Consider the following 26,910-nt stretch of genomic DNA (forward strand, 5'->3'; position numbering starts at 1 on the left):
GCAAAACGATGAGTCTGGAAACCTGGCTGCTGTTCAGTGGCGCTGCACTGGTGGTGATCCTGATCCCGGGGCCACTGTCATTGCTGATGATCAGCAACAGTCTGAATTACGGTTTGCGCCGGTCGTACCCCGCGTTCCTGGGTGGCGTGATCGCCTCGATCTGCCTGCTCAGCGCTTCGGCACTGGGGCTTGGCGCTCTGTTGCTGGCCTCGGAACAGTTGTTCAGCGCGCTGAAAATCATCGGTGCGCTGTACCTTTTTTACCTCGCCTGGCAGAGCTGGCAACAGTCGCGTCATCCATCGACGGGCGCCGAAGTACCCGAAGCCGCACCGGTGCCGCGTTTTCGCACATTGTTCGGACGCGCTTTTGTCCTGGGTGCGAGCAACCCTAAAGACATCCTGTTTTTCGCCGCGTTTCTGCCACAGTTCCTCCGCGCAGACCAACCGTTTCTGCCGCAGTTACTGATCATGATTGCGACCTGGGTAGTGCTCGATCTGTGCTGCAAACTGGCTTACGGTCTGGGTGCCAATGGTGCCGCACGTTATTTGCGCAGCGGCAAAGGCCAGAGTTGGTTCAATCGGGTGAGTGCCGGACTGTTTGGTGGTGCTGGCGCGGCGTCGTTGCTTGGCAGCCACTGACTGAAAAGCGCCACTGTTGATTATCCTGCCGGAATGGATCTCGGGCAGGATCATGTTGTTCATGAATCAATTAAGTGCAACATCCAATCCCTGATATGCAATAGATAGCAACAACCCATCGATATACAGGTCTCGAAAGGCCAACGTAATATCCTTGGCCTTAGCAACAATTGCCGGAACAAGGAAGTTCTAATGGCCACACTTATACGCGAAGCAACAGCACAAACCGACCCTGCAATACATGCGGACACGCAACCTGTTTCCGATACCGTCATAATTAGGGATTTGGGCTATGAATCCAACGAATACAAGCCTTCAACCATCGACCATGGCCAAACCAATGGAAAATCGAGCCAATTGCAAATGGTGGACGAAGTGTTCGGCCCTTTGGAAATTGGCGATATTTCGATTACTCGTACAGCGCTCGATGGACTAGGCGCGACCATTGACGGTCAGCCATTGAATGGCCAGAACAGCTTCTTTCGCCGCCCCAAACTTTCTTTTATCAATAGCCTGCAGTTCGACGCCAATAAAGTTGAACACTTTCTGAAAACTTCAACGGGCAGCGATAGCTACTTGTTACCCACGCTCCTGTTTGAAATGGCCAGCCAGCGCCCGCTTGGCGCCCCTCAGCTCTTGAGGGAAAACAATGCCAATGAAAAGGTAGCCGGCAATTACCGCGACAAACTGGTAAAACTTCTGAGCGCAGCACAGTCGCTCGATCTACAACATGTGCACGTCCCCAGACATCATCCCCGCTGGGCGGCATTGACCAAAAGCTACGCGACGCTGGGCTCCAGCCTGGGCATCCAGGGCTTCGGCATTTTCATGGGGATTCGTGGCGTAATCGATGCGATCAAAGCCGATAACCGTGCTGAAGTAGCAATAAACAGCGCGGGCATTGCATCGGAACTGGCCTCCATCGCGGCCGATGTCACGGTCAGTAAAATAGCCACGCAGATGCTCACAGCCGGACAGAATGCTTACCGGGACTTCGCCAGAACACGCTTCGCACTCAGACTGGGTCGATCGGGCGGTCTGGTCGGCGGCATGCTGACGCTGCCCTTCGACATCTTTACCGCCGTGAGATCCATGAACGCCGCTGAGAATGCCACCGGCAAAGAGGCTATGGATCATTACGTCAGCGCTGGCCTGAGCATTACCAGTGCAGCCATGACCGTCATTCTCGGCACTGCCGCGATGGCCGGTTTCTCCTTTGCCGGGCCCGTCGGGCTTGCCGCCGGCGCGATTCTCGCCATTGGCTCGCAGGTCTACGGTGCGGTACGGATTGTTGACGACATAGATGACTACATCGAATTAACCGTTGATGAGCGGTGGCGTAGCGGATGGTTTTCGTTCTGCATGATGGACGTCGACGAAAGCGTTCAAAACCGCTATATCAAGGCCAAAACACTACTTCAACACTCATTGCAGTTAAAAAAGACCGCGAGAACGCTACTCGATGGCCCCTTGAAAGAGAGCACCGAAGCCATCGTCAATGGCAAGTTTGATGTACGCCTGAAACCGACGCGGGTCTGGAAACGAAACTGGTGGACCAAACAGGATGCGTGGGAGTCGGTCAATGTCCCTGAAGTGGTAGGCACCGATGACATCATTGATGCAAGCGCAGGGGTTACAAAAGATACACCCGGCGCGGAACTGGGAGTTGCGGCAGAGGGCAAAAACATTCTGTGGTTTCTCAGCGAGGGTAACGACTCGATCAAAGGTGTAGAAAAAAAGCCCAACACGTTCTATTACAAGTCAGGAAAAAAACAACTGTCGGGCGGTGAAGGCAATGACCAGTTCCTGTTTGAGAACGCAGCCGCTTTCCTCGAAAAGGACAGCCATGTTGCAGAATATTCAACGCTGAGCGGCGGCGCAGGAAATGACACACTGGTACTTGGCGGCAATTACTCCTCTCGTGATACGAACAGAACTGGCTATGACATAGATTTGCTGGCCGGAACATTGCAGATCATCACCAGCGATGTCGATGCCGAGAATAACAAGATATCCATCCTGCACAGTTTGCTGGACAGTATCGAAAATATTGAAACAGTCCATCGCGCAGCAAGCGTAGTAACCGGCACTGCGCAAGACAACGTCATCAAATCACGAGGCAGCGACATCATTGAAGCTGGCGCCGGAGACGATCAGATATTCCTCTCCCACGAAAAAGCAAAAGCGTCGGGAGGCGCCGGTGCGGATCAATATTACATTGCGCATGTGGCTGGTCGTTTTTCCATTATCGATGATGGTGAACAGACCAGTCATATCGTCATGAATTGGCGCAAGGACCTGATTGAGTCCTGGAATATCGAGGGCAATGCCCTGGTCATCCGCTCAGGCTTCGAAACTCAAGACAATCCCAAAAACGTATTGACCATTCATGACGTTTACAAGAAAAACGAGGGCACGAGAAAGCTGAGCAACAAAAATCTGATTTTCATAACCAGTGATGATTGGCATTTCAGGCTTGACCTGCCTGAAACAATCCCGGATGGCCAGACCGCTGATATACCGGAAATTTTCGTCAAACGTGGCAAACCGGTAACACCGATCATTATTTATGCGCCGGAATGCTGGATCCGACATCGCAAGGAAGCGAGCTATTACGTACCGAGAACCGGCAAGGCCAACACTTTCTACGCGGTTTTACGCCCGGATGTCATAACCCGGATATATCTGGACTTCACCAGTGATGAGCTGACAAAAGCCGAGGCGCATTTTTTCTCCGACAAACCCAAGTCATACCGACTGACTGTCGGTTGCCATCTCGTCTATCACTTCGGTGCGAAGACCATCAAGCTGAATTATTACTCGGCTGCGCGTAGCGAAGACGATCACGACAATATCACCAAGATCCTGCGAACCATGGCCGTTCGACCGTTCGGCCGTTATGTGTTGATTTTCAAGGACGGTGTCGTTGCAAACGCTGGTCTTACAGCGGAAACCGACATCCCGCCAGCCTTTACTGACTTCTCGGTCTCGAGGCATTGGGTAACCCAGATGAAAGTGCCACTCACGGGTCGTTCTCGACAGTGCTTTTATGCGCTGCCTGAGAAAGCGGGTTACTCGCTTGGCACTTTGAGGAGTTGCGCAATGCCGATACCACTGGCCGTGCAAACCAGCATGGACGCCTATGAAGGAGTGGGTGCGAGTTATCTCATCCACGTATTGCCTGACATGACTATCAGACTCTCGACTCCTGGCGCGCTCGCCAATGCCAAAGAGCGGCTTCCCTACTCATCCACTTGGGAACTTGATGCAACGCAGCTCGGCGAGGTCGATATAAAACTGGAAGAAAACCGGCTTTCCATCGGCACTACCACTTTTTATCTGCCTGTCTATGAAAGCGACGATTTGATAGACCAGATCCGCGTTATTACCACCGGTGGAGTTGTGCATACGGTCGATCTGGTCTTTGACCGTGTCTATCTGGATGGTCTGGATGCACGTTTTTTCGAAGAGCCCGACGCCTCAAAAGCACTCCCGCAAGCTCTTGCCGCATTGGCCAATGACGAAGTCAAAGTCTGGAACATTATCTGCCTTAACGACCAGACCGCGCGCGTGGGCTACAACTTTGCGGCGCATGGCTGGGTATTGCGTGCCGACAAATCCCGCATCGAAAAGTCTGCTTTAAAGGTGGTGAATCGCTGCAACCACCAAACCAACATTTTCGGCCCCGTTTCTGTGATGAAAGTGCCTCCCGCGTAATTCGCCGGTCATTCGTCAATAAACCCATTTTTTTCGAGCGTTGCTGTCTACGCGGCACTTGCACGCGTCTGCGCGCTCTTTTACCGAGCATTCCCCATGGCCAAGTCACCCAAAAAAGTCCCTGCAGTAAAACCACCCAATGCCCCCGATGCTGGACATTCCGGCTCACCGCCTCTCGTCAGCCGTATGGGCCTGGACATGCCTGACGCCCTGCTTCTGGGCATCGATTCACCGGCCGTCAGTCAAGCGGCAAGCACATCTGCCGCAGCCAGCACACCGCCCACAGTTACTGTTCACGCCTTGCCGGATGCAACGGAGAACTTCAGCGCCACTCGTAACGCAATCGCCTGGCCGCAAGAGCGTTTCCACGAACTGGTACCCGTGGCGCAGAACGAAGGTTTGTTCACCGGACCGGATCAGCGCACGTACGCTCAGATCGCTAATGAAGGCCAGTTCGTCGTCGAGCAGGACGGGCAAGGCAATTATCATGTGCCTCTGACCTTCGCACCCGGTGTGCCCGGCCTGCCCCTGACGCGCCTCGAGGGTCAGACGACTTGGCAGATCCGGCGGCCCGAGAGGCTATCCAACCGGCCTGCATCCGCCACCCCCAACCTGCCCTCATACATCTCGCCTGCCGACGCCATGACGCTGAGCAAGCCTGAGCTGGCAACGGAGGGCCTTCGATACAACAGACTCAGGCAGACCTTCGTAACGACGGTGGACGGCACGGTCATGGTGCGCAAAAACAAGGATGGCGAATACCAACAAGCGTTTGCCTCGACGAGCAATGCACCCGACGTTTTCTTCGAGCAAATCCCCGGCACTGTTTTCTGGCGACAAAAACTGCCAGGGGCGAAGCCATCGCAAACGCCAGCCCAATCCAGCCAGCCAGGCGAACAGACCGATCAGGCAACACCTGGCCCGAGCAAGCGTCCCCGACTTGCCGAAGCCGCAGAGACGCTAACCGCGTCGACAGCCAAGCCGTCCTCTGACAACGACCAGACGCCGTATTTCTGGCTTCCCTGGGGGCATCTGAACAAACCTGCGCACACCGAATCGGTACAGCTTGGCTGGCTGCATTATCCAATCGTTCCGGTTGGCTCGAATACGGCGCCCACAGTGTATTTCGTATGTCATCCCGAGTTTTTCCCGAGCGGTTTCGACGCTTTCGAGAACATGCTGAAAAACGCCCCCGAGCAACAGCCGGTGGCGACGTTTCGAATCGGCAGCGATCCAGGTGAAGTCCATCCGGGCAAACGCTTTTTCGAAGAGCCGATAACAACGTCCGTCGCTCGCGCGTTCCCTGATTTTTCGCAAGCGACAACGACAGCCGTTGCCCGCAGGTTATTCGAACTCGCCGATCATTCCCCGACGATTACCGGCACCGGCCTGATCAACGTTCAGGCCGTCTTGCATCAATGGAAGCAACTGCCGTTTTCCACAGCGCCTGATTTTGCCGACCCGCTGAATATGCTCGCCATAGCGCCAGACATCGACCTGGGGGGCAAGCGGCTTATCCCGATGCCTTCCCAGACCGACAGCGAATTGCAACGCCTGACCTTTGATCCACAGCACTTCTCCTCCGCCTGGAATCATTACAAGACCTATCCATCAGATCTGAATCTGCGGCGATTGCTCGGCGCGTTGCTGGTCGGCTGTGGTTACGAGCTGTTTCCACTGACCTATGAACACAGAATGCCGACGCTGGTATTCAAACGAGCCGGTCACGATCAAATCTTCTTTTTGAAACTGGGGGCAATCAGTCAAGCCGGCCTGACTCACGTTCCTGGCAACGAACTGACAGAACCGAGCTTGCCCGCCAGAATCGGTCAGGACGCCTTCACCGCACTGACCGATGCAGCGACGCGGAACAAGGTGGTATGGCTGATAGGAGGCGTATTGAAGGTCGCGTCCACGCCAGACTCGGTGTTCATTATTCGCGAGCGTTGACCCGAGACTCGACTGCGCCGGCAGTTGCGCCGTAAAAACGCATAAAAAAAGCCCGCAGTGTGAGCGGGCGAAAGACCAAAGAAGCTATATGCGCAGTCGCTTCCCGGTGGGGGCAGCTGCTTGGGGGTCAGCTGCCCCGATACGTGGAATAGCTGTAAGGCGAAATCAGCAGGGGCACGTGGTAGTGCTCCTGCTGGGCGGAAATGCCGAAACGCAGTACGACGACATCGAGAAACGCCGGCTCGGGCAGTTGTACGCCACGGGCGCGGTAGTAATCGCCGGCATGGAACTGCACCTGATAAACGCCAGTGCGATAATCGTCGCCTTGCAGCAACGGCGCATCGACCCGGCCATCACTGTTGGTTGTCGCACTGGCGACCAATTCCAGCTGCGATCCTTCAACGCGGTACAGCTCGACCTTGATCGAGCTGCCCGGGCAACCGTGTGCAGCGTCCAAAACGTGTGTTGTCAAACGTCCCATTGATTCTGCGCGCCTGGCCGCAACAAGCGGTCAGACTTCGCGCCTCCCGAAGTCAGTTGAAAAGGAGACCGCACCGTTTCAGAGCATGAAACGCTGCGGCGAGCGACTGATTAAGACACTTTTCAAAAAAATTGTACACAATAAAAACGACATTTTTCGCTTCACCCCCGCCATGCGGGCCTTTATCACCAATTCGCAGGCAAAGCGCCTGATCATTGAACCTTCTATTCATTAGCTGACTGGTCAGGCAGGTTTCTTGCAGGCTGGAACCATTAACAGCAAAAGATGACAGCCGGTGAAAAATGCGAAAATTCAGGCTTACAAAATGTAAATAAACTTGTATACAATCAGCCCATCGCTGTGACGCCAGCCTGCCAGGCCGCCACACCAATCTGTCAACGTACAAGAAGGAAGACTGCAGTGAGCGCTGACTACCCACGCGACCTGATCGGTTACGGCAGTAACCCTCCTCACCCACACTGGCCGGGTAATGCCCGGATCGCCCTGTCCTTCGTACTCAATTACGAAGAAGGTGGCGAGCGCAACATTCTGCACGGCGACAAGGAATCCGAAGCCTTCCTGTCTGAAATGGTCGCCGCTCAGCCGCTGCAGGGCGCGCGCAACATGAGCATGGAATCGCTTTACGAGTATGGCAGCCGTGCCGGCGTCTGGCGCATTTTGAAGCTGTTCAAGGAATTCGATATTCCGCTGACCATCTTCGCCGTGGCCATGGCCGCCCAGCGTCACCCGGACGTGATCCGTGCGATGGTCGAGGCCGGCCATGAAATCTGCAGCCACGGCTACCGCTGGATCGACTACCAGTACATGGACGAAGCGCAGGAACGCGAGCACATGCTCGAAGCGATCCGCATCCTCACCGAACTGACCGGCGAACGTCCGCTGGGCTGGTACACCGGCCGCACCGGGCCGAACACCCGTCGCCTGGTCATGGAAGAAGGCGGTTTCCTCTACGACTGCGACACCTACGACGACGACCTGCCCTACTGGGAACCGAACAACCCCACCGGCAAACCGCATCTGGTGATCCCCTACACCCTCGACACCAACGACATGCGCTTCACGCAAGTGCAGGGTTTCAACAAGGGTGACGATTTCTTCGAATACCTCAAAGACGCCTTCGACGTGCTTTACGCCGAAGGTGCCGAAGCGCCGAAAATGCTTTCGATCGGTCTGCACTGTCGCCTGATCGGCCGTCCTGGTCGCCTCGCTTCGCTCAAGCGCTTTATCGAATACGCCAAAAGTCATGAACAGGTGTGGTTCAGCCGTCGCGTCGACATCGCGCGTCACTGGCAAGAAACCCACCCGTACCAAGGGACTGCAAAATGAGCCGCTTTCAAACCCTGCAACCGTCGACCCTGAGCCGCGACGCTTTCGTCAAAGCCTTCGCCGACATCTACGAACATTCGCCATGGGTGGCCGAAAAGGCCTACGACCTCGGTGCGGACGCTTCGATCGACGAGATCGAAACCCTGCATCAGCGCATGAGCGATATCCTGTTGAGCGCCGATCATGCCAGCCAGCTGGCCCTGATCAACGCTCACCCGGACCTGGCCGGCAAAGCTGCCGTCCAGGGCCAACTGACCGAAGCCAGCACCAATGAACAGGCTGGCGCCGGTATTCACCAATGCACGGCCGAAGAGTTCCAGCGCTTCACCGAGCTGAACGACGCCTACAAAGCCAAGTTCAAGTTTCCCTTCATCATGGCGGTAAAAGGCAGCAACCGGCATCAGATCCTCGCGGCGTTCGAAACGCGCATCAACAATTCGGTGGAAGCCGAGTTCAAATGCGCGCTGGCGGAGATCAACAAGATTGCCCTGTTCCGTTTACTGACTCTTTAGCAAGCCTGGCCCGAGCGTGAATGAACGCGCAAACGCCCAGGGCCCTGCGAGCATCCCCAGCCAACTTATCAAAGGCAGACAAGAAGAATGAAAGCTTACGCCGTACCTTTCGAAAAATACGTCAACCTGGCCGACGCCCGTCTGGGCACCAAGATCATTTCGGTCACCGATGACTGGTTCGCAGACGCCAATCGTCTGTTCCAACCGACCCCGGCCGTATGGAAGGAGGGCGTGTTCGATGACAACGGCAAGTGGATGGACGGCTGGGAGTCGCGCCGCAAGCGCTTCGAAGGTTACGACAGCGCGGTGATCCGTCTGGGCGTACCGGGCTCGATCAAAGGCGTGGACATCGACACTTCATTCTTCACCGGCAACTATCCGCCGTCGGCCTCGCTGGAAGCGTGCTTCCTGGCCTCGGGCGAACCGGATGAAAACACCCAGTGGACCGAAGTGCTGTCGGCCGTCGAGCTGCAGGGCAACAGCCACCACTACCACGAAATCAGCAACGACAAAGCGTTCAGCCACCTGCGCTTCAACATCTACCCGGACGGTGGTGTTGCCCGTCTGCGCGTATACGGCATTCCGTTCCGCGACTGGTCCGCTGTGGGCGACAACGAGCAAGTGGACTTGGCAGCAGCCCTCAACGGTGGCCGCGCCCTCGCCTGCTCCGACGAACACTTCGGCCGCATGAGCAACATCCTCAACCCGGGCCGTGGCATCAACATGGGCGACGGCTGGGAAACCGCGCGTCGTCGCACGCCGGGCAATGACTGGGTGATCGTCGCGCTGGGTCATCCGGGCGAGATCGAGAAGATCGTCGTCGACACCCTGCACTTCAAAGGCAACTACCCGGACACTTGCTCGATCCAGGGCGCGTTCGTCAAGGGCGGCACCGACAGCCAGATCGAAACCCAGTCGCTGTTCTGGCGCGAACTGTTGCCAAGCCAGAAGCTGGAAATGCACGCCGAACATACCTTCGTCGAGCAGATCAAGGCACTCGGCCCGATCACCCACATCCGCCTGAACGTGTTCCCGGATGGTGGCGTGAGTCGCCTGCGTGTATTGGGCAAGGTCGCTAAATAACACTGCAATGATCGTTCCCACGCTCTGCGTGGGAATGCATCACTGGACGCTCTGCGTCCGCTTTGGATGTGACGCGGAGCGTCACGGGCTGCATTCCCACGCAGAGCGTGGGAACGATCACTCAACGAAAAGAAGAACAGCATGCGCACACTGACGATTGAACCGCTGACCAAAGAAGCCTTCGCCCCTTTCGGTGACGTGATCGAAACCGACGGCAGCGATCACTTCATGATCAACAACGGTTCGACCATGCGCTTCCACAAACTGGCGACGGTCGAAACCGCTCAGCCTGAGGACAACGCGATCATCAGTATTTTCCGCGCCGACGCGCAGGACATGCCGCTGACCGTTTGCATGCTGGAACGCCATCCGCTGGGCAGCCAGGCTTTCATTCCGCTGCTCGGCAACCCCTTTCTGATCGTGGTCGCGCCAGTTGGCGATGCACCTGTATCAGGCTTGGTCCGCGCCTTCGTCACCAACGGCAGGCAGGGCATCAATTACCATCGCGGCGTCTGGCACCACCCGGTGCTGACGATCGAAAAGCGGGATGACTTCCTGGTGGTTGATCGCAGTGGCACAGGCAATAACTGCGATGAGCATTTTTTCAAAGAGGATGAGCGGTTGATCCTCGCCCCCCACCAATAAGAGAAGGTCTGATCACTCGACAACAAGAGTGACAGGCGAGAGGTAAAGACTGTGGAAGCACATCTGTTGGAATGGCTGAACCTGAGCGTGCGCTGGGTTCACATGATCACTGGCGTGGCCTGGATCGGCGCGTCGTTCTACTTCGTCTGGCTGGAGAACAACCTCAACCGCGTCAACCCGAAAACCGGTCTGGCCGGTGATCTGTGGGCGATCCACGGCGGCGGCATCTACCACCTGGAAAAATACAAACTGGCCCCACCGTCCATGCCGGACAACCTGCACTGGTTCAAGTGGGAAGCCTACTTCACCTGGATGTCGGGGATCGCGCTGCTGTGCGTGGTGTTCTACTCCAATCCGGTGCTCTACCTCGTGGCACCCGGCAGCGGCCTCAGCGGTCCTGAAGGCGTGGCCATCGGTATCGGCTCGCTGATCGTCGGCTGGTTCGTCTACGACTTCCTCTGCGATTCGGCCCTGGGCAAGAAACCCGCCCTGCTCGGCTTCATCCTGTTCGTGCTGATCATTGCCGCGGCCTATGGCTTCAGCAAAGTGTTCAGCGGTCGTGGTGCGTACCTGCACGTCGGCGCGATCATCGGCACCATCATGGTCGGCAACGTGTTCCGCATCATCATGCCGGCGCAACGGGCACTGGTTGCTGCGATTGCCGAGAACCGTACGCCGGATCCGGCCCTGCCGGCCAAAGGCTTGCTGCGTTCGCGTCACAACAACTACTTCACCCTGCCAGTGCTGTTCATCATGATCAGCAACCACTTCCCGAGCACTTACGGCAGCCAGTACAACTGGTTGATCCTCGCCGGGATCGCGGTGTTGGCGGTATTGGTGCGTCACTACTTCAACACCCGTCACGACAGCCACAAGTTTGCCTGGACCCTGCCGGTGGCAGCGGTGGGCATGATCTGCCTGGCCTACGTCACCGGCCCGACGCCGATGTCGACTGCACCTGAAGTGGCCAAGGCACCGGCGAAAATCGAGTACCAACCGCTGCCGGAGACGGCACTGGGCGGTGGCGCGAAACCGGCCGAAGCGGCGCAACCTGCGGCACCCGCAGCCCCTGCGGCGGCACCCGCGCAAGCCTCGAATGCCGGCCCCGGTTTCGACAAAGTGCACAACGTGATTCAAGAGCGTTGCACGGTGTGCCACTCGTCCAAGCCGACCAGCCCGTTGTTCAGCGCAGCCCCGGCCGGGGTGATGTTCGACACCCCCGAGCAGATCCGCCAGAACGCCGCGCGCATTCAGGCGCAAGCCATCACCACGCAGATCATGCCACTGGGCAACATCACCCAGATGACCCAGCAGGAACGTGACCTGATCGGTGCCTGGATTGCCCAGGGAGCGCAAACCAATTAATCGTTAAAAGCATCGCTGGCAAGCCAGCTCCCACAGGGTTTTGCATTGCCTGTGTGGGAGCGGGCTTGCCCGCGAATGGCCGCTCCGCGGTCCCCCTGATGCAAAGAAACAGCTGCAAGCAACCCGGCAGCTGTTAATCACAAGAATAAAAAAGATCCGAGGTGTTGCATGTCCGAGCTGTCCAAAGCGCGCATCCCCGACGCACCCGCCATTCAGCGTTTGCCCCTTTTGCAACTGATCCTGGTCGGTCTGCAACATGTTCTGCTGATGTACGGCGGTGCCATCGCGGTGCCGCTGATCATCGGACAGGCCGCTGGCCTGAGTCGTGAAGAAATCGCCTTCCTGATCAACGCCGACCTGCTGGTCGCCGGCATCGCCACTATCGTGCAGTCGCTCGGCATCGGCCCGATGGGCATTCGCATGCCGGTGATGATGGGCGCCAGTTTCGCTGCGGTCGGCAGCATGGTGGCCATGGCCGGCATGCCCGGCATCGGTCTGCAAGGGATCTTTGGTGCGACGATCGCCGCCGGTTTCTTCGGCATGCTGATCGCGCCGTTCATGTCCAAGGTCGTGCGCTTCTTCCCGCCGCTGGTGACCGGCACGGTCATCACCTCGATCGGTTTATCGCTGTTCCCCGTGGCCGTGAACTGGGCCGGTGGCGGTGTCGACGCCGCGCAATTCGGTTCGCCGATTTATCTGGCCATCGCTGCGCTGGTGCTGGCCACCATCCTGTTGGTTCACCGCTTCATGCGCGGATTCTGGGTCAACATTTCCGTGCTGATCGGCATGTGCCTGGGCTATGTATTGTGCGGCGTGATCGGCATGGTCGACCTCAGCGGCATGGCCAGCGCACCGTGGATTCAGTTCGTCACCCCGCTGCATTTCGGCATGCCGAAATTCGAGCTGGCGCCGATTCTGTCGATGTGCCTGGTGGTGGTGATCATCTTCGTCGAGTCCACCGGGATGTTCCTCGCGCTGGGCAAGATCACCGGCCAGGAAGTCTGCCCGCGCATGCTCCGTCGTGGCTTGTTGTGCGATGCCGGCGCGTCGTTCTTCGCCGGTTTCTTCAACACCTTCACCCACTCCTCGTTCGCGCAGAACATCGGCCTGGTGCAGATGACCGGCGTGCGCTGCCGTTCGGTGACCATCGTTGCCGGCGGTCTGCTGATCGTCCTCAGCCTGTTGCCGAAAGCGGCGTTTCTAGTGGCATCGATTCCACCGGCAGTGCTGGGCGGTGCGGCGATTGCGATGTTCGGCATGGTCGCCGCGACTGGCATCAAAATCCTCCAAGAGGCGGACATCGGTGACCGCCGCAATCAGTTGCTGGTCGCGGTGAGCATCGGTATGGGCCTGATCCCGGTGGTGCGTCCGGAATTCTTCGCCCACCTGCCGATGTGGATGAGCCCGATCACCCACAGCGGCATCGCCATGGCCACCCTCAGCGCGCTGACGCTGAACCTGCTGTTCAACATCCTCGGCGGCAAGGAGCGTGCGGCGATCAACGATTGCCATGCGCACTGATTGAAACCACCACACCACCTGTGGGAGCGAGCCTGCTCGCGAAAGCACTGTGTCATTCAACATTGGTGGCGACTGACACAACCGCTTCGCGAGCAGGCTCGCTCCCACAGGGACTACGCAACTGCTTGTGCCTCAAACAATAAAAACAACAGGGAGCAACAGATGATCCGCACGCAAAGCAACGTTCTGTTGAGTGGCGGCCTGCTGGCCGCGAGTCAGGCCATGGCCGGCGATCTGCTGCTGTGGCAGAGCAACAGCCTCAGCTATCTGTACGGCAAGAACTTCGCGATCAACCCGTCCTATCAGCAGACGGTTACCTTCGAGCACGCCGACAAGTGGAAGTACGGCGACAACTTTCTGTTCGTCGACAAGATCTTCTACAACGGCAAGGAAGACCCGAACAAAGGTCCGCACACCTTCTACGGCGAGTTCACCCCGCGCCTGTCCTTCGGCAAGATCCTTGATCGCAAGATCGAGTTCGGCCCGATCAAGGATGTGCTGTTGGCGATGACCTACGAGTACGGCGAAGGCGAAACCGAGGCCTATCTGATCGGCCCCGGCTTCGACCTGAAAGTGCCCGGCTTCAACTACGTCACCCTGAACATTTTCCGCCGCCAGACCGAAGGCCCGCGGCCCGGCGATGGTGTCTGGCAGATCACCCCCGCGTGGTCCTACAGCTTCCCACTGGGCAATTCCGATGTGCTGATCGACGGCTACCTCGACTGGGTCGTCGACAACGACGAAAACTCGCGCGGCACCTACCACGCCAACCTGCACATCAATCCGCAGATCAAATACGACCTCGGCAAAGCCTTGGGCTGGAGCCAGAAACAGCTGTACGTCGGCACCGAGTACAGCTACTGGAAGAACAAATACGGCATTGAAAACAGCCACGCGTTCGATACCAACCAGAACACCGCCAGCCTGCTGCTGAAGGTGCACTTCTGAGATGGCCCGCAACCGTGCGCCATGCTTGTCTTCGGTGCTCTGTTGCGGGGCACTTGAGCGTTGGCCGAGGAGTCAGTATTCTCCGCGGCCGTCCGAATTCGCTCTAAAAAAAAGCCTGAATTCAATTTCTGACCGAAAAGCCAACTTATCCCGGCTGCAGTCAGTCCTGAGGCATCCCGAAAACACGCTCGTCGACTGTTTTTCAGCAGCCGAACGGGCGTTTTTTGGTTTTTCGAAAGCCTTGGCGCAGCTTTTGCTATCAGCATTCAAAGCTGACCGATCGGATGAAATTTGCGGTACGAAAAAAGGCGCCACATCAGAGCGCCGATCTTAAAAAAATAACGTGGAACACCTACTTTGGGAGCAACCGAATGAAACGTATGTGCACCAGCCTGATGCTGGCCGGATCGATGTTCGCCGGCGGCCAGGCGATGGCCGAAGGCCTGCTGCAGTGGCAGAACAACAGCCTGACCTACCTGTATGGCAAGGACTTCCAGGTCAACCCGCGCATTCAGCAGACCGTGACCTTCGAGCACGCCGATGCCTGGAAGTATGGGGACAACTTCCTGTTCATCGACAAGATCTTCTACAACGGCAAGGATGATGGCGGAGTCGGCTCCAACACCTACTACGGCGAGCTCAGCCCGCGCCTGTCGTTCGGCAAGATCTTCGATCAGAAACTGGCCTTTGGTCCGGTGACTGACGTGTTGCTGGCCATGACCTACGAGTTCGGTGAAGGCGATACCGAGTCGTACCTGATCGGTCCGGGCTTCGACCTGGCGATTCCAGGCTTCGACTACTTCCAGCTGAACTTCTACCAGCGTCACACCCAGGGCGCACGCGCCGGTGACAATGTCTGGCAGATCACCCCGGTCTGGTCCTACACCATCCCGGTGGGCAAATCGAACATCCTCATCGACGGCTTCATGGACTGGGTGGTCGACAACGACTCCAACTCCAAAGGCGATTACCACGCCAACCTGCACTTCAACCCGCAGGTCAAATACGACCTGGGCAAGGCGCTGAATTTCGGCGAGAAGCAGTTGTATGTCGGTGTGGAGTACGACTACTGGTCGGACAAGTACGGGATCAAGGACAGCCAGTACTTCAAGACCGATCAGAGCACCACGAGCTTCCTGGTCAAGTTCCACTTCTGACCCGGCGGCGTCCTCCCCGACGTCTTCGCGAGCAAGCTCGCTCCCACGGTGGTTCTATGTTGACTGCAAATTGCGCATTCAATGCAAAACCCTGTGGGAGCGAGCTTGCTCGCGAACAGGCTCACCGCAATTTCAGGCAGGAGCCACCGCTTCCGATATCCGCAAAAACCGGCAAAGCTCCTCGCGCTTGGCCAACGCATCCCGCCGCCCCAACTCGATCAACTCGCTGCAATACCCCGCCTCGAACAGCAGGTAACTGAGCACCCCTGCCCCGCTCGTCTTCGTCGCGCCCGGCCCGCGCAGAAACAGACGCAACGCCGCCGGCAGCTCCTGGCGATGCCGTGCGGCGATTTCGTCGATCGGCTGACTCGGCGCAATCACCAGCACTTCCACGGGCGCCACACCCAACGCGCGGGTTGGCGTGCCGGCCGGGAGCAAATGACTGAACTGATTCAGACGCTGCAGCAGCTCGATATCGCTCTCCAGACTGTCGATAAACGTGCTGTTGAGCATGTGCCCGCCGATCTGCGCCAGCGTCGGTTGCTGGCCGCTGTAGGCGCGCTCCAGCGGCTGCTGCAGATCGACGCCGCGCGGGTTGCCGCTGACGCCCACCACCAGCACGCGACTGGCACCCAGATGCAGCGCCGGACTGATCGGCGCCGACTGGCGCACTGCGCCGTCACCGAAATATTCCTCGCCGATTTTCACCGGCGCGAACAACAGCGGAATCGCTGAACTGGCCAACAGATGATCGACCGACAATTGCGTCGGCACGCCAATGCGGCGGTGCCGCAGCCAGGCGTCGATGGTGCCGCCGCCCTGATAGAACGTCACCGCTTGCCCCGACTCGTAGCCGAACGCGGTCACCGCCACCGCATGCAATTGCTTGCGCGCGATGGATTCGGCGATGCCGGGCAGGTGCAGTTTTTCCTCGAGCAGTTCGCGCAGCGGCGAACTGTTGAGCAGCGCCACCGGCATCTGTCGACCGAGGCCGAGCAGGCTGTGGCTGACGAAGCGGCTGGCTTGATGGATCACGCCCGGCCAGTCGCTGCGCAACACGCGGTGGCTGCGAAAGCCCTGCCAGAACTGGGTCAGGCGTTCGATGGCTGCGCGAAAGTCCGTGGCGCCACTGGCCAGGCTGACCGCATTGATCGCCCCGGCCGAGGTGCCGACGATAACCGGAAACGGATTGTCCGCGCCGATCGGCAGCAACTCGGCAATCGCCGCCAGCACCCCGACCTGATAAGCCGCCCGGGCCCCGCCGCCGGAAAGAATCAAACCTGTGACCGGTTCAGCAGGACTCATCGCAACACTCCACAGTGCTTGTCAGTACGGGTGAATCAACGACGCTTGGGATAAAGCTTCGGCTCGCCCGGTGGGCGACTCTTGAAGCGCCGATGCGCCCACAGATACTGCTCGGGGCAGGCACGCAAAGCACTCTCGACCCACTGATTGATGCGGATGCAATCGGCCTCCTCGCTTTCGCCGGGGAAGTCTTCCAGCGGCGGATGAATCACCAGGCGGTAACCACTGCCGTCGGCCAAACGTTCCTGAGTGAACGGCACCACCAGCGCTTTGCCCAGCCGTGCAAACTTGGTCGTCGCAGTGACGGTGGCGGCCTGAATGCCGAACAGCGGCACGAAGATGCTCTGCTTGGCGCCGTAATCCTGATCCGGCGCATACCAGATCGCCCGTCCCGAGCGCAGCAGTTTGAGCATGCCGCGCACGTCATCGCGCTCCACCGCCAGCGAATCGAGATTGTGCCGCTCGCGGCCACGGCGCTGGACGAAGTCGAACAAGGGGTTTTTGTGTTCGCGGTACATGCCGTCGATGGTGTGCTGCTGGCCGAGCAGCGCCGCGCCGATTTCCAGCGTGGTGAAATGCGCGGCCATGAGGATCACGCCTTTGCCTTCGCGCTGGGCCTTCTGCAGATGTTCAAGGCCTTCGACGTGGGCCAGTTTCGCCAGACGCTCGCGCGACCACCACCAGCTCATCGCCATTTCGAAGAAGGCGATGCCGGTGGAGGCGAAGTTTTCCTTGAGCAGGCGTTTGCGCTCGGCGGCGGATTTTTCCGGGAAGCACAATTCCAGATTGCGCCGGGCGATGGTTCGCCGGTCGCTGGCGACGCGATACATCAACGCGCCCAAAACTCGACCGATGGTCAGCAGCGCCGGATACGGCAGCTGCACGATCAGCCACAAAAGCCCCAGGCCGCACCAGAGCGGCCAGAAGCGCGGAGCAAGATATGCTTTTCGAAAACGCGGGCGATCCATTAAAGCTTCCGTAAATACAGTGGCCGCGCATTCTACATCGTTCGACCCGGCTTGCGGCTCGCGGGCGTTCTCGTTATAAGTCTCGGCACTTTTAGTGACAAGCCGTTGTATGCCGACATGAGCCAAACCGACCCGTTAGACCAAGATCCCGTATTCCAGCTCAAGGGCAGCATGCTGGCCATCACTGTGCTGGAACTGGCCCGTAACGACCTCGAAAGCCTCGATCGGCAATTGGCCGCCAAAGTCGCCCAGGCGCCGAATTTTTTCAGCAATGCACCGCTGGTCCTGGCGCTGGACAAACTGCCGCCGAATCAGGGCGCGGTTGATCTGCCGGGGCTGATGCGCGTCTGCCGTCAGCACGGCCTGCGTACCTTGGCCATTCGTGCCAGCCGCATCGAAGACATCGCCGCTGCCATCGCCATCGACATCCCCGTGCTGCCGCCCTCCGGCGCCCGCGAGCGCCCGCTGGAGACGCCGGAAGCCGAAGTCAAAAAGAAGCCGGAAAAGCCGCCTGAGCCGAGCGTCAAACCGACCCGCGTAATCACCACGCCAGTACGTGGTGGCCAACAGATATATGCCCAGGGTGGCGATCTGGTCGTGGTCTCTTCGGTCAGTCCGGGGGCGGAACTTCTTGCCGATGGCAACATCCATGTATACGGCCCGATGCGCGGCCGTGCGCTGGCCGGCGTCAAAGGTGACACCAAGGCACGGATTTTCTGTCAGCAATTGAGCGCTGAACTGATCTCCATCGCCGGTCATTACAAGGTCTCCGAGGATTTGCGTCGCGATCCGATGTGGGGCTCGGGCGTCCAGGTCAGCCTGTCAGGCGACGTGTTGAACATCATTCGGCTTTAACGGATACTGCCGCATTTTCCAAGCATCTCTAAAACGTAGCGAAAACGGCTCAAACGAAGTAGGAAAAAGGCCTAAAGCCAAATTCCAGCCAAGGCTGTCCGACTGCAGTAGTTTTCAAGAGATGTTTTTCAGGGGCTGAACAGTCCTTCTTCCTTAGGGGTGAAACACCTTGGCCAAGATTCTCGTGGTTACATCCGGCAAGGGTGGTGTGGGTAAGACCACCACCAGCGCCGCTATCGGTACCGGTCTCGCTCTGCGCGGCCACAAAACAGTGATCGTCGACTTCGACGTGGGCTTGCGTAACCTCGACCTGATCATGGGTTGCGAGCGCCGCGTAGTGTATGACTTCGTCAACGTGGTAAACGGCGAAGCCAACCTGCAACAGGCACTGATCAAAGACAAGCGCCTGGAAAACCTCTACGTACTGGCGGCCAGCCAGACCCGCGACAAAGACGCGTTGACCGTCGAAGGCGTGGAAAAAGTCCTGATGGAGCTCAAGGAACAATTCGAGTTCGTCGTCTGCGACTCCCCGGCGGGCATCGAGAAAGGTGCGCACCTGGCCATGTACTTCGCCGATGAAGCGATCGTCGTGACTAACCCGGAAGTGTCCTCGGTACGTGACTCGGACCGCATGCTCGGCCTGCTGGCAAGCAAATCGCGCCGCGCCGAACGTGGCGAAGACCCGATCAAGGAACACCTGCTGATCACCCGCTACCACCCGGAGCGTGTTGAAAAGGGCGAGATGCTCGGCGTTGAAGACGTCAAGGAAATCCTCTCGGTGACCCTGCTCGGCGTCATCCCGGAATCCCAGGCAGTGCTCAAGGCTTCCAACCAGGGCGTGCCGGTGATTCTCGACGACCAGAGCGATGCCGGTCAGGCTTACAGCGATACCGTCGACCGCCTGCTGGGCAAAGAAAAAGCCCACCGATTCCTCGATGTCGAGAAGAAGGGATTCTTCGAGCGCCTGTTTGGAGGTAGGTAATGAACCTTTTTGACTTCTTTCGTGCCAACAAAAAGCCAAGTACCGCCTCGGTAGCGAAAGAGCGTCTACAGATCATCGTGGCGCATGAGCGCGGCCAGCGCAGCACGCCGGATTACCTGCCAGCCTTGCAGAAGGAACTGGTCGACGTGATCCGCAAGTACGTCAACATCGGCAACGACGACGTACATGTTGCACTGGAAAGCCAGGGCAGTTGCTCGATTCTGGAACTCAACATCACCCTGCCCGATCGCTGAGTCGATCCGGCAGGTATGACGGCGGTTCAGGGCCATTCCCCAGTGGAATGGTCCTGAACCGCCGTTGGCATTTGTTACGAGGCTGTTTTAATGCCGCTGTCCAACATCCGCATCATCCATCAGGACGCCGCCGTACTGGTGGTCGACAAACCGACCCTGCTGCTCTCGGTGCCCGGTCGCGCTGACGACAACAAGGACTGCCTGATTACCCGCTTGCAGGAAAACGGCTACCCGGAAGCGCGCATCGTCCATCGTCTGGACTGGGAAACCTCCGGCATCATCCTGCTGGCCCGGGATGCCGACACCCATCGCGAGCTGTCGCGGCAGTTTCATGACCGCGAAACCGAAAAGGCCTACACCGCTTTGGCCTGGGGTCAGCCGGAACTGGACAGCGGCAGCATCGATCTGCCCCTTCGCTACGATCCGCCGACCAAACCACGGCATGTGGTCGATCACGAATTCGGCAAACATGCGCTGACGTTCTGGAAGGTGCTGGAACGGTGCGGCGACTGGTGCCGGGTCGAATTGACACCGATCACCGGGCGCTCGCACCAGTTGCGCGTGCACATGTTGTCGATCGGCCATCCGCTGCTCGGTGACGGACTCTACGCCCACGAGCAAGCGCTGGCGGCCTGGCCACGTCTGTGCCTGCACGCGAGCATGCTCAGCTTCACTCATCCGCAAACCGGCGAACGCCTGCGCTTCGAGTGCCCCGCCCCGTTCTGACAGCCAGCACCGGCCCCTTGGGTGAGCGAGCCTGCTCGCTCCCCCATGGGGATCCGGTCCGGATTCAATTCCCCGGCCAATACGTTAAACTGCCGCCCATTGCTGTCTGGAGTTTCTTATGCGCGCAGAGTTGAACCAGGGCCTGATCGACTTTCTCAAGGCCTCCCCTACCCCGTTCCACGCCACCGCCAGCCTCGTTCAGCGTCTGGAGGCCGCCGGTTATGTGCGCCTCGACGAGCGCGAGCCATGGTCCACCGAGGCCAACGGCCGCTATTACGTCACCCGTAACGACTCCTCGATCGTCGCGATCAAAATGGGCCGCAACTCGCCACTGCACGACGGTATCCGTCTGGTCGGCGCGCATACCGACAGCCCGTGCCTGCGGGTCAAGCCGCAACCGGAACTGCAGCGTCAGGGTTTCTGGCAGCTGGGCGTCGAAGTCTACGGCGGCGCGCTGCTGGCGCCGTGGTTCGACCGTGATCTGTCGCTGGCCGGCCGCGTGACCTTCCGCCGTGACGGCAAGGTCGAGAGCCAGTTGATCGACTTCAAGGCACCGATCGCGATCATTCCCAACCTGGCCATTCACCTGAACCGTGAAGCCAACCAGGGCTGGGCGATCAACGCGCAGACCGAACTGCCGCCGATTCTGGCGCAATTCGCCGGTGACGAGCGCGTCGATTTCCGCGCCGTACTCACTGATCAACTGGCCCGCGAACACGGCCTGAACGCCGACGTGGTGCTGGATTACGAGCTGAGCTTCTACGACACGCAAAGCGCGGCGGTGATCGGCCTGAACGGCGATTTCATTGCCGGTGCGCGTCTGGACAACCTGCTGTCGTGCTACGCCGGCCTGCAAGCGTTGCTCACCGCCGAAACCGACGAAACCTGCGTGCTGGTCTGTAACGACCACGAAGAAGTCGGCTCCTGCTCGGCATGCGGTGCCGACGGCCCGATGCTTGAACAGACCCTGCGCCGCCTGTTGCCGGAAGGTGACGAGTTCGTCCGCACCATCCAGAAATCCCTGTTGGTGTCGGCCGACAACGCCCACGGCGTGCATCCCAACTACGCGGACAAGCACGATGCCAACCACGGCCCGAAACTCAACGCCGGCCCGGTAATCAAGGTCAACAGCAACCAGCGCTACGCCACCAACAGCGAAACCGCCGGCTTCTTCCGCCATCTGTGCATGGCCGAAGAAGTCCCGGTGCAAAGCTTCGTGGTGCGCAGCGACATGGGCTGCGGTTCGACCATTGGCCCGATCACCGCCAGCCATCTGGGTGTGCGCACCGTCGACATCGGTCTGCCGACCTTTGCCATGCACTCGATTCGCGAACTGTGCGGCAGCCATGACCTGGCGCATCTGGTCAAAGTGCTCAGCGCGTTTTATGCCAGCCGTGAATTGCCGTAACGGCTGACAAGCTTCGCGAGCAGGCTCGCTCCCACAATTGAACTGCATTTTATTGTGGGAGCCAGTCATCTCCCCTTGGAATGCAAAACAAACTGTGGGAGCGAGCCTGCTCGCGAAATCGCCTGTGCAGACAGCAGAATCCTCCCGGCCTGATGCATTCCTGAGCCACATCACACCCTGCCTCGAAAACCCGCCTAGACTGCAAGAATCCTCTACAGACAAGGCAGTCTTCATGATCTCGATGCCCTCCTTCCACGCCATGCTCATTCCCATCCTCAGCGGGATGATCCTGCTGGCCATCGGCTTCAACTTCCGCGACAAGAATGCCGGGGTGTTCGCCATGTGGATCGGCATGCTGATGATCCTCGCCACGGTGGTCTACAAGATCCTCGCCAAGCTCAACGAATGACCGCGCCCGGCTCGCATTGCGCCAAGGGGCCTCGTACACTCCAGCGCATCCGCCTATCGCGAGGTTGTCTTCTGGTGTTTGCTCGTCTTTTTGCTTTGCCCGGTCTGCTGCTTGTCTGCCTGATGACGCTGCTGCCGCTGGCGCCCGCCCAGGCAGTCGGTCTGCCCGGCCTGCTCAACACTTCCAAACCGCAGCCTGAAGCTGTGGAACCCCTCGGCCAGTCGCTGGACGAAGTGATCAAGTCGCTGGAAAACGACAAGCAACGCGCGCAGCTGCTCAGTGATCTGAAGAAGCTGCGCGACGCCACGAAGAAAGCTCAGACCACCCCCGAAGAAGGCGTGCTGGGCCTGATCGGCGGCACCCTCGCCAGCTTCGAAAAACAGTTTTCCGGCGCCGACAGCCCGATTACCCGCTGGTCCAACGAATTCGATCTGGCCAAGGACGAACTGACCAGCAAGCTGCTGCCGGCCAATGAATGGCTGCCGATCATCTTCGGTTTCGCGGTGATCCTGATGGTCTGGAGCCTGCTCGCCGCCGCGCTGATCTGGCTTGGCCACCGCGTGCGTCTGCGCTTCGGCCTCACCGAAGAACTGCCGCAACATCCCAAGGCCCTCGACATGCTGCGTTTTGCCCTGCGCAAGCTCGGGCCGTGGCTGATCGCGTTGGTGATCACGGTGTACATGAGCTACGTGCTGCCGTCTTCGCTGGGCAAAAGCCTGGCGATGGTGCTGGCCTATGCTTTGGTGGTCGGCACCTGTTTTTCGGCGATATGCGTGATCGCCTTCTCCCTGCTCGATGGCCCGCACCGCCATCGCGCGCTGTACATTCTGCGTCATCAGGCGTTTCGGCCGCTGTGGCTGATCGGCAGCTTCGCCGCGTTTGGTGAAGCGCTGAGTGATCCGCGTCTGGTCGAGAGCCTGGGCGTGCATCTGGCGCACACCGCCGCGACCACTGCCAATGTGCTCGCGGCGCTGTCGACCGGCCTGTTTATCCTGCGTTTCCGTCGGCCGATCGCGCACCTGATCCGCAACCAACCACTGTCGCGGCGCCTGACCCGCCGCGCCCTCAGCGACACCATCGAAATTCTCGGCACCTTCTGGTACGTGCCGGCACTGGTGCTGGTCGGCATCTCGCTGTTCGCCACGTTTGTCTCCGCCGGCGACACCAGCACCGCGCTGCGCCAGTCGCTGATCTGCACGGTGCTGCTGGTGTTGTGCATGGTCATCAACGGCCTGGTGCGCCGCCATTCACTCAAACCGCAACGCGGGCCGAAACGCCATGCGCTGTACTCGGAGCGCCTGAAAAACTTCTTCTACACCCTGACGCATTTGCTGGTGTGGCTGATCTTCATCGAATTGGGCCTGCGCGTCTGGGGCCATTCGCTGATCGCGTTCGCCGAAGGCGATGGCCATGACATCAGCGTCAAACTGTTCAGCCTGATCGGCACGCTGATTTTCTCCTGGCTGATCTGGATCCTCGCCGACACCGCCGTGCATCACGCCCTCACCCGCTCGCGCAAAGGCCTGGCGAATGCGCGGGCGCAGACGATGATGCCGCTGATCCGCAACGTGCTGTTCGTGGCGATTTTCATCATCGCGCTGATCGTCGCCCTAGCGAACATGGGCATGAACGTCACGCCGCTGCTGGCCGGTGCCGGTGTGATCGGTCTGGCAATCGGCTTCGGCGCGCAGTCGCTCGTCGCTGACCTGATCACCGGCCTGTTCATCATCATCGAAGACTCGCTGGCCATCGACGACTACGTCGACGTTGGCGGCCACCTCGGCACTGTCGAAGGTCTGACCATTCGCACCGTACGCCTGCGCGACATCGACGGCATCGTCCACACCATCCCGTTCAGCGAAATCAAAAGCATCAAGAACTACTCGCGGGAATTCGGCTACGCGATCTTCCGCGTCGCCGTGCCGTACAACATGGAAATCGACGACGCGATCAAACTGATGCGCGACGTCGGCCAGAAGATGCGCAGCGATCCGCTGCAACGCCGCAACATCTGGTCGCCGCTGGAGATTCAGGGCGTGGAAAGTTTCGAGTCCGGCAGCGCGATTTTGCGCGCACGGTTCAAGACTGCGCCGATCAAGCAGTGGGAGGTTTCCCGGGCGTTCAATTTGTCGCTGAAGCGGCAACTGGATGAGGCGGGGCTGGATCTGGCGACGCCAAGGATGAGTGTGCAGGTGATTACGCCTGGGGTGGAAATCAAAAAGGAAAGCTGAACAGAGATGGCCCCCTATTGGCAGGTAATACCAATAGGGGGCTAGCTTTATCTGGCTTTGAAACCAGGTTTGCCATTAGCGGAACGCCAGTTTTTTACCTCCAAGACAACATTTTCAGGCCCATCCTTACCTTCCTCTGGGTAGTAAATCAAATCGTAACCAGATGGATGTTCAACTAGCCGAGAGAACTCAAGAATGGCAGCAATTTGCTGCTTTTCTGTAGTAAACCCGGAATCATGTATTTTCCTGACAAACTCGAGAAAATCTTCCTCTCTCATATCCTGTATCGATCTCATATCAAAGCCCTTTATGAATTTCAACATGCGCCTTCGGGGTAACGATATTTATGTTGTCAGCATTATATAAATCCCCTCCCTCGGCCAAGCCGACCTTATGATGCAGTTCGTATTTCACTCTTGCTCCTGCTGAATCGTTCATTCTAACTATCGGGGCTTTGCCCTTTTTCATTTCGTTCAAACTTGTTTCATTAAATAAGTCAGCCAGTTTTTCGTCATTGAAAACAGCTTTCCAGAATGTTTCTCTGAATGTTCTGAAACTGTTGAACTGACGACCCCGTAACTGATCAGCAATGTGCGATGGGATTGGCGCCCCATCACCCTGCGCAGCAGCCCCTAGCCATCCACCCGCAACCGGCGCTCCATGACCACTCGCCACCCCTGGATCATTGCGTCGATCCCGGAACATGACGTACTGCGGTGGCAGGCCCGATTCCGACGGGAAGACCAGAATGAAGTCGTCGAAACGAATGTTGCCCCGCCCTGGGTAAGCGTCGATCCGTCCTTCAATCGGCACGAGGTTGCCGCCGATATATCGCGGTGGGGACGGATTCTCGATGGGGAACAGCGTTGAACTGTCTGCCGGCGTTACTGCGGGAGTCCAGACCGCGGTTGTCGGCGGGATGTCAGTGAGGGTCGCGCTGTAAGTGTTGTTCCCTGCGTTGAAACCAGCTGCAACCACGCGAACGCCGGAAGGCCGTTTTGTCCCCGCTACCGGAACGACAAGCAGTTCGGCGAGAGAGCCCGTCAGCGGCCGGGCGCTCAAACGCACCGGCAGATTCAGTCGTGCCCTTTCGCTTGCCAGCCTGTCCAGATCAGGCAGTTGACCGGGCAGCAGATCTGCCAGTGGGAGGCTGAGCAGAAAGCGTTCAGGCAATTCCCCATTGCCCAACACCGGGGAGTAGACAAACGCACTTACCCCCACCATCAGACCGGACGCAGTGCCAGCAGCCAGCCCCGATAAACCGGCCACCGCCGAGCGAATCGAGGCGGCAAAACCCGCCATCAGGTTGTCGGCAATCGCGACCGCACCAGCGGACGTCGCAAATACCAGTTGGGCGTGGCTGGTATTGCCCTGAAAGCGCAACAGGCTACTGTGCCCACCGGAGGTGTCCTGCCGGCGCTTTTCCTCAGCAACCCTGCGTGCTTCGGCTTCAGCCTCAAGCGCCGCCTGTTCCTCGGCACGCTTGCGCTCTAGTGCCTCAGCCGCCAAACGGGCCTGTTCCTCTTCGAGCCGCCTGATTTCATCGGCGGCGGCCTGCCGCGCCAGCTCCTCCGCCAGCCGCCGCGCTTGCTCCTGAGCAACGCGGGCCTGTTCCTGTGCAATCTGCCGGGCGTGTTCCGCCGCCAACCGCGCCTGCTCCTGAGCGATCCGCTCGGCTTCCTGCGCTTGCACCACGGCAATCATGCCCTTGACCGTGGCCGACTGGCTGTTCAACACGCCAATGCCTTCAACCAGTAACTTGGCGTTGAACAAGGCGCTATAGGCCTGCCGTACGCTGACGCTGGCGCTTCGCCGATTGACTTGCGGTAAACGACCTCCGTTGAAAAAAGTTTCAACCTGGGCGTGGCCGAAACGTTCGATGGCCACGTCCTTGGCCACCAAAAGCGCACCAAACTTCCTGGCGATCAGGGAATCCCTGAATCGCATCTCCCGCGCCAGCGCATCCAGAGGCGGCAATACACTTTGGTCGCCTGCTGCCCGCACTTCTGCCAGTTCATGTTCGATGACTTGAGCAATATTTCTGGAAGTATCTTTGTAGATACTTTCCATATCGAGTATGTCACCCAACGGCGCAAAGTTAATGCCTGGTCCCGAGCCGTCCCCTGCACCTAAGTAATGTAAATATTCATCTTGTTTATCCGGACGCACAACAATCGGCGGAAGCGTTATTCCATTACGCTGCATTTATAAGTCCTCCATGGACAATAGTTTTGTCGCACTGACCCGTTACCCTCAAACAGCCAATAACGTGACCGGTAGCTGGAGAAATTTATGGAGATAGATGTTGTGCGGTGCGGTACATGGTTATCGCCCGCGTTTTATCTGTCACGCCGGACGGAACTGATAAAGCGGTAGGAGTTTTCGCTGATAACTTATGCTCAAACGTA

At 58.6% G+C, this 26,910-nt stretch carries 23 protein-coding genes; 18 read left to right on the plus strand and 5 right to left on the minus strand.

Translation table 11 applies throughout. The features are described from left to right. Positions 1 to 8 precede the first annotated feature (8 nt). The 3 genes from JWU58_RS19105 (at position 9) to JWU58_RS19115 (ending at position 6,305) form a co-directional block, all read left to right on the plus strand. Entirely contained in the window at positions 9 to 638 is a 630-nt protein-coding gene (locus JWU58_RS19105; RefSeq protein ID WP_206420798.1) for a LysE family translocator, read from the plus strand. Positions 639 to 830: 192 nt separating this feature from the next. Beyond that, complete coding sequence (locus tag JWU58_RS19110; RefSeq protein ID WP_206420799.1) at positions 831 to 4,355, plus strand: calcium-binding protein; 3,525 nt, start codon at positions 831 to 833, stop codon at positions 4,353 to 4,355. A 96-nt stretch (positions 4,356 to 4,451) separates the two neighbouring features. Further along, on the plus strand, positions 4,452 to 6,305 hold the full coding sequence (locus JWU58_RS19115) for a hypothetical protein (protein ID WP_148046985.1): 1,854 nt from the start codon (positions 4,452 to 4,454) through the stop codon (positions 6,303 to 6,305). A gap of 127 nt (positions 6,306 to 6,432) precedes the next feature. On the opposite strand, the gene uraH is transcribed toward JWU58_RS19115, so the two are convergent. Then, complete coding sequence (gene uraH, locus JWU58_RS19120; RefSeq protein WP_206420800.1) at positions 6,433 to 6,786, minus strand: hydroxyisourate hydrolase; 354 nt, start codon at positions 6,784 to 6,786, stop codon at positions 6,433 to 6,435. A gap of 420 nt (positions 6,787 to 7,206) precedes the next feature. On the opposite strand from uraH, the gene puuE reads away from it, so the two are divergent. From puuE to JWU58_RS19160, 8 genes are all read left to right on the plus strand, one after another. Further along, positions 7,207 to 8,133, plus strand: coding sequence for an allantoinase PuuE (gene puuE, locus JWU58_RS19125; RefSeq protein WP_024012213.1), 927 nt, complete (start codon positions 7,207 to 7,209; stop codon positions 8,131 to 8,133). Next, positions 8,130 to 8,645 (plus strand): 2-oxo-4-hydroxy-4-carboxy-5-ureidoimidazoline decarboxylase, encoded by a 516-nt coding sequence (gene uraD / locus JWU58_RS19130; RefSeq protein WP_016773760.1) that lies wholly within the window; start codon positions 8,130 to 8,132, stop codon positions 8,643 to 8,645. Before puuE ends, uraD begins: the two co-directional genes overlap by 4 nt. A gap of 87 nt (positions 8,646 to 8,732) precedes the next feature. After that, entirely contained in the window at positions 8,733 to 9,728 is a 996-nt protein-coding gene (alc, locus tag JWU58_RS19135; RefSeq protein ID WP_071171520.1) for an allantoicase, read from the plus strand. Positions 9,729 to 9,869: 141 nt separating this feature from the next. Further along, a complete protein-coding gene (locus tag JWU58_RS19140; protein ID WP_093103207.1) occupies positions 9,870 to 10,373 on the plus strand; it encodes an ureidoglycolate lyase in 504 nt (167 codons plus the stop codon). 51 nt (positions 10,374 to 10,424) lie between these two features. Then, on the plus strand, positions 10,425 to 11,738 hold the full coding sequence (locus JWU58_RS19145; protein WP_016773757.1) for a urate hydroxylase PuuD: 1,314 nt from the start codon (positions 10,425 to 10,427) through the stop codon (positions 11,736 to 11,738). Positions 11,739 to 11,906: 168 nt separating this feature from the next. Next, on the plus strand, positions 11,907 to 13,259 hold the full coding sequence (locus JWU58_RS19150; protein WP_042608508.1) for a nucleobase:cation symporter-2 family protein: 1,353 nt from the start codon (positions 11,907 to 11,909) through the stop codon (positions 13,257 to 13,259). Positions 13,260 to 13,421: 162 nt separating this feature from the next. After that, on the plus strand, positions 13,422 to 14,207 hold the full coding sequence (locus JWU58_RS19155; RefSeq protein WP_206420801.1) for an outer membrane protein OmpK: 786 nt from the start codon (positions 13,422 to 13,424) through the stop codon (positions 14,205 to 14,207). Between the two features lie 371 nt (positions 14,208 to 14,578). Beyond that, positions 14,579 to 15,364 carry an outer membrane protein OmpK gene (locus JWU58_RS19160; protein WP_056784020.1) on the plus strand — a complete coding sequence of 262 codons (786 nt, stop codon included), beginning with the start codon at positions 14,579 to 14,581 and terminating at the stop codon, positions 15,362 to 15,364. A gap of 132 nt (positions 15,365 to 15,496) precedes the next feature. Here JWU58_RS19160 and JWU58_RS19165 read toward each other — a convergent pair whose 3' ends face one another. Both JWU58_RS19165 and JWU58_RS19170 read right to left on the minus strand, forming a co-directional pair. Next, entirely contained in the window at positions 15,497 to 16,669 is a 1,173-nt protein-coding gene (locus JWU58_RS19165) for a patatin-like phospholipase family protein (RefSeq protein ID WP_130902540.1), read from the minus strand. A gap of 35 nt (positions 16,670 to 16,704) precedes the next feature. After that, positions 16,705 to 17,637, minus strand: coding sequence for a lipid A biosynthesis lauroyl acyltransferase (locus tag JWU58_RS19170; protein ID WP_041479319.1), 933 nt, complete (start codon positions 17,635 to 17,637; stop codon positions 16,705 to 16,707). A gap of 117 nt (positions 17,638 to 17,754) precedes the next feature. Between JWU58_RS19170 and minC the strand changes: the two genes are divergently transcribed. The 7 genes from minC (at position 17,755) to JWU58_RS19205 (ending at position 24,502) form a co-directional block, all read left to right on the plus strand. Next, positions 17,755 to 18,492 carry a septum site-determining protein MinC gene (gene minC, locus JWU58_RS19175; RefSeq protein WP_024012205.1) on the plus strand — a complete coding sequence of 246 codons (738 nt, stop codon included), beginning with the start codon at positions 17,755 to 17,757 and terminating at the stop codon, positions 18,490 to 18,492. 169 nt (positions 18,493 to 18,661) lie between these two features. Next, a complete protein-coding gene (gene minD, locus JWU58_RS19180; RefSeq protein ID WP_007913953.1) occupies positions 18,662 to 19,474 on the plus strand; it encodes a septum site-determining protein MinD in 813 nt (270 codons plus the stop codon). Next, on the plus strand, positions 19,474 to 19,728 hold the full coding sequence (gene minE, locus JWU58_RS19185) for a cell division topological specificity factor MinE (RefSeq protein ID WP_003223146.1): 255 nt from the start codon (positions 19,474 to 19,476) through the stop codon (positions 19,726 to 19,728). The genes minD and minE overlap by 1 nt, the downstream gene beginning before the upstream one ends. Positions 19,729 to 19,818: 90 nt before the next feature. Next, complete coding sequence (locus JWU58_RS19190) at positions 19,819 to 20,454, plus strand: RluA family pseudouridine synthase (protein ID WP_039763788.1); 636 nt, start codon at positions 19,819 to 19,821, stop codon at positions 20,452 to 20,454. Between the two features lie 118 nt (positions 20,455 to 20,572). Further along, positions 20,573 to 21,862: a M18 family aminopeptidase gene (locus JWU58_RS19195; protein ID WP_016773748.1), complete on the plus strand. Its 1,290-nt coding sequence runs from the start codon at positions 20,573 to 20,575 to the stop codon at positions 21,860 to 21,862. Positions 21,863 to 22,094: 232 nt separating this feature from the next. Beyond that, positions 22,095 to 22,271 (plus strand): hypothetical protein, encoded by a 177-nt coding sequence (locus tag JWU58_RS19200; RefSeq protein WP_206420802.1) that lies wholly within the window; start codon positions 22,095 to 22,097, stop codon positions 22,269 to 22,271. Between the two features lie 74 nt (positions 22,272 to 22,345). Further along, the gene (locus JWU58_RS19205) at positions 22,346 to 24,502 is read left to right on the plus strand and encodes a mechanosensitive ion channel family protein (protein WP_123443434.1); all 2,157 of its coding nucleotides are present in this window, start codon (positions 22,346 to 22,348) and stop codon (positions 24,500 to 24,502) included. 47 nt (positions 24,503 to 24,549) lie between these two features. Here JWU58_RS19205 and JWU58_RS19210 read toward each other — a convergent pair whose 3' ends face one another. After that, on the minus strand, positions 24,550 to 24,825 hold the full coding sequence (locus tag JWU58_RS19210) for a bacteriocin immunity protein (RefSeq protein ID WP_306663004.1): 276 nt from the start codon (positions 24,823 to 24,825) through the stop codon (positions 24,550 to 24,552). Beyond that, positions 24,800 to 26,707, minus strand: a complete 1,908-nt coding sequence (locus tag JWU58_RS19215) for an S-type pyocin domain-containing protein (protein WP_206420803.1) — start codon at positions 26,705 to 26,707, stop codon at positions 24,800 to 24,802. Before JWU58_RS19215 ends, JWU58_RS19210 begins: the two co-directional genes overlap by 26 nt. Between the last annotated feature and the right edge of the window lie 203 nt (positions 26,708 to 26,910).

Source organism: Pseudomonas atacamensis (assembly GCF_017167965.1).
In the GTDB taxonomy this organism is placed as follows: Bacteria; Pseudomonadota; Gammaproteobacteria; order Pseudomonadales; family Pseudomonadaceae; genus Aquipseudomonas; species Aquipseudomonas atacamensis.

What these genes read in the sequence shown, in the direction of transcription:
- JWU58_RS19105 (WP_206420798.1), top strand. Translation starts at nt 9, where the DNA reads ATGAGTCTGGAAACCTGGCTGCTGTTCAGTGGCGCTGCACTGGTGGTG.
- JWU58_RS19110 (WP_206420799.1), top strand. Translation starts at nt 831, where the DNA reads ATGGCCACACTTATACGCGAAGCAACAGCACAAACCGACCCTGCAATA.
- JWU58_RS19115 (WP_148046985.1), top strand. Translation starts at nt 4,452, where the DNA reads ATGGCCAAGTCACCCAAAAAAGTCCCTGCAGTAAAACCACCCAATGCC.
- uraH (WP_206420800.1), bottom strand. Translation starts at nt 6,786, where the DNA reads ATGGGACGTTTGACAACACACGTTTTGGACGCTGCACACGGTTGCCCG.
- uraD (WP_016773760.1), top strand. Translation starts at nt 8,130, where the DNA reads ATGAGCCGCTTTCAAACCCTGCAACCGTCGACCCTGAGCCGCGACGCT.
- alc (WP_071171520.1), top strand. Translation starts at nt 8,733, where the DNA reads ATGAAAGCTTACGCCGTACCTTTCGAAAAATACGTCAACCTGGCCGAC.
- JWU58_RS19140 (WP_093103207.1), top strand. Translation starts at nt 9,870, where the DNA reads ATGCGCACACTGACGATTGAACCGCTGACCAAAGAAGCCTTCGCCCCT.
- JWU58_RS19150 (WP_042608508.1), top strand. Translation starts at nt 11,907, where the DNA reads ATGTCCGAGCTGTCCAAAGCGCGCATCCCCGACGCACCCGCCATTCAG.
- JWU58_RS19155 (WP_206420801.1), top strand. Translation starts at nt 13,422, where the DNA reads ATGATCCGCACGCAAAGCAACGTTCTGTTGAGTGGCGGCCTGCTGGCC.
- JWU58_RS19160 (WP_056784020.1), top strand. Translation starts at nt 14,579, where the DNA reads ATGAAACGTATGTGCACCAGCCTGATGCTGGCCGGATCGATGTTCGCC.
- JWU58_RS19165 (WP_130902540.1), bottom strand. Translation starts at nt 16,669, where the DNA reads ATGAGTCCTGCTGAACCGGTCACAGGTTTGATTCTTTCCGGCGGCGGG.
- JWU58_RS19170 (WP_041479319.1), bottom strand. Translation starts at nt 17,637, where the DNA reads ATGGATCGCCCGCGTTTTCGAAAAGCATATCTTGCTCCGCGCTTCTGG.
- minC (WP_024012205.1), top strand. Translation starts at nt 17,755, where the DNA reads ATGAGCCAAACCGACCCGTTAGACCAAGATCCCGTATTCCAGCTCAAG.
- minE (WP_003223146.1), top strand. Translation starts at nt 19,474, where the DNA reads ATGAACCTTTTTGACTTCTTTCGTGCCAACAAAAAGCCAAGTACCGCC.
- JWU58_RS19190 (WP_039763788.1), top strand. Translation starts at nt 19,819, where the DNA reads ATGCCGCTGTCCAACATCCGCATCATCCATCAGGACGCCGCCGTACTG.
- JWU58_RS19195 (WP_016773748.1), top strand. Translation starts at nt 20,573, where the DNA reads ATGCGCGCAGAGTTGAACCAGGGCCTGATCGACTTTCTCAAGGCCTCC.
- JWU58_RS19200 (WP_206420802.1), top strand. Translation starts at nt 22,095, where the DNA reads ATGATCTCGATGCCCTCCTTCCACGCCATGCTCATTCCCATCCTCAGC.
- JWU58_RS19210 (WP_306663004.1), bottom strand. Translation starts at nt 24,825, where the DNA reads ATGTTGAAATTCATAAAGGGCTTTGATATGAGATCGATACAGGATATG.
- JWU58_RS19215 (WP_206420803.1), bottom strand. Translation starts at nt 26,707, where the DNA reads ATGCAGCGTAATGGAATAACGCTTCCGCCGATTGTTGTGCGTCCGGAT.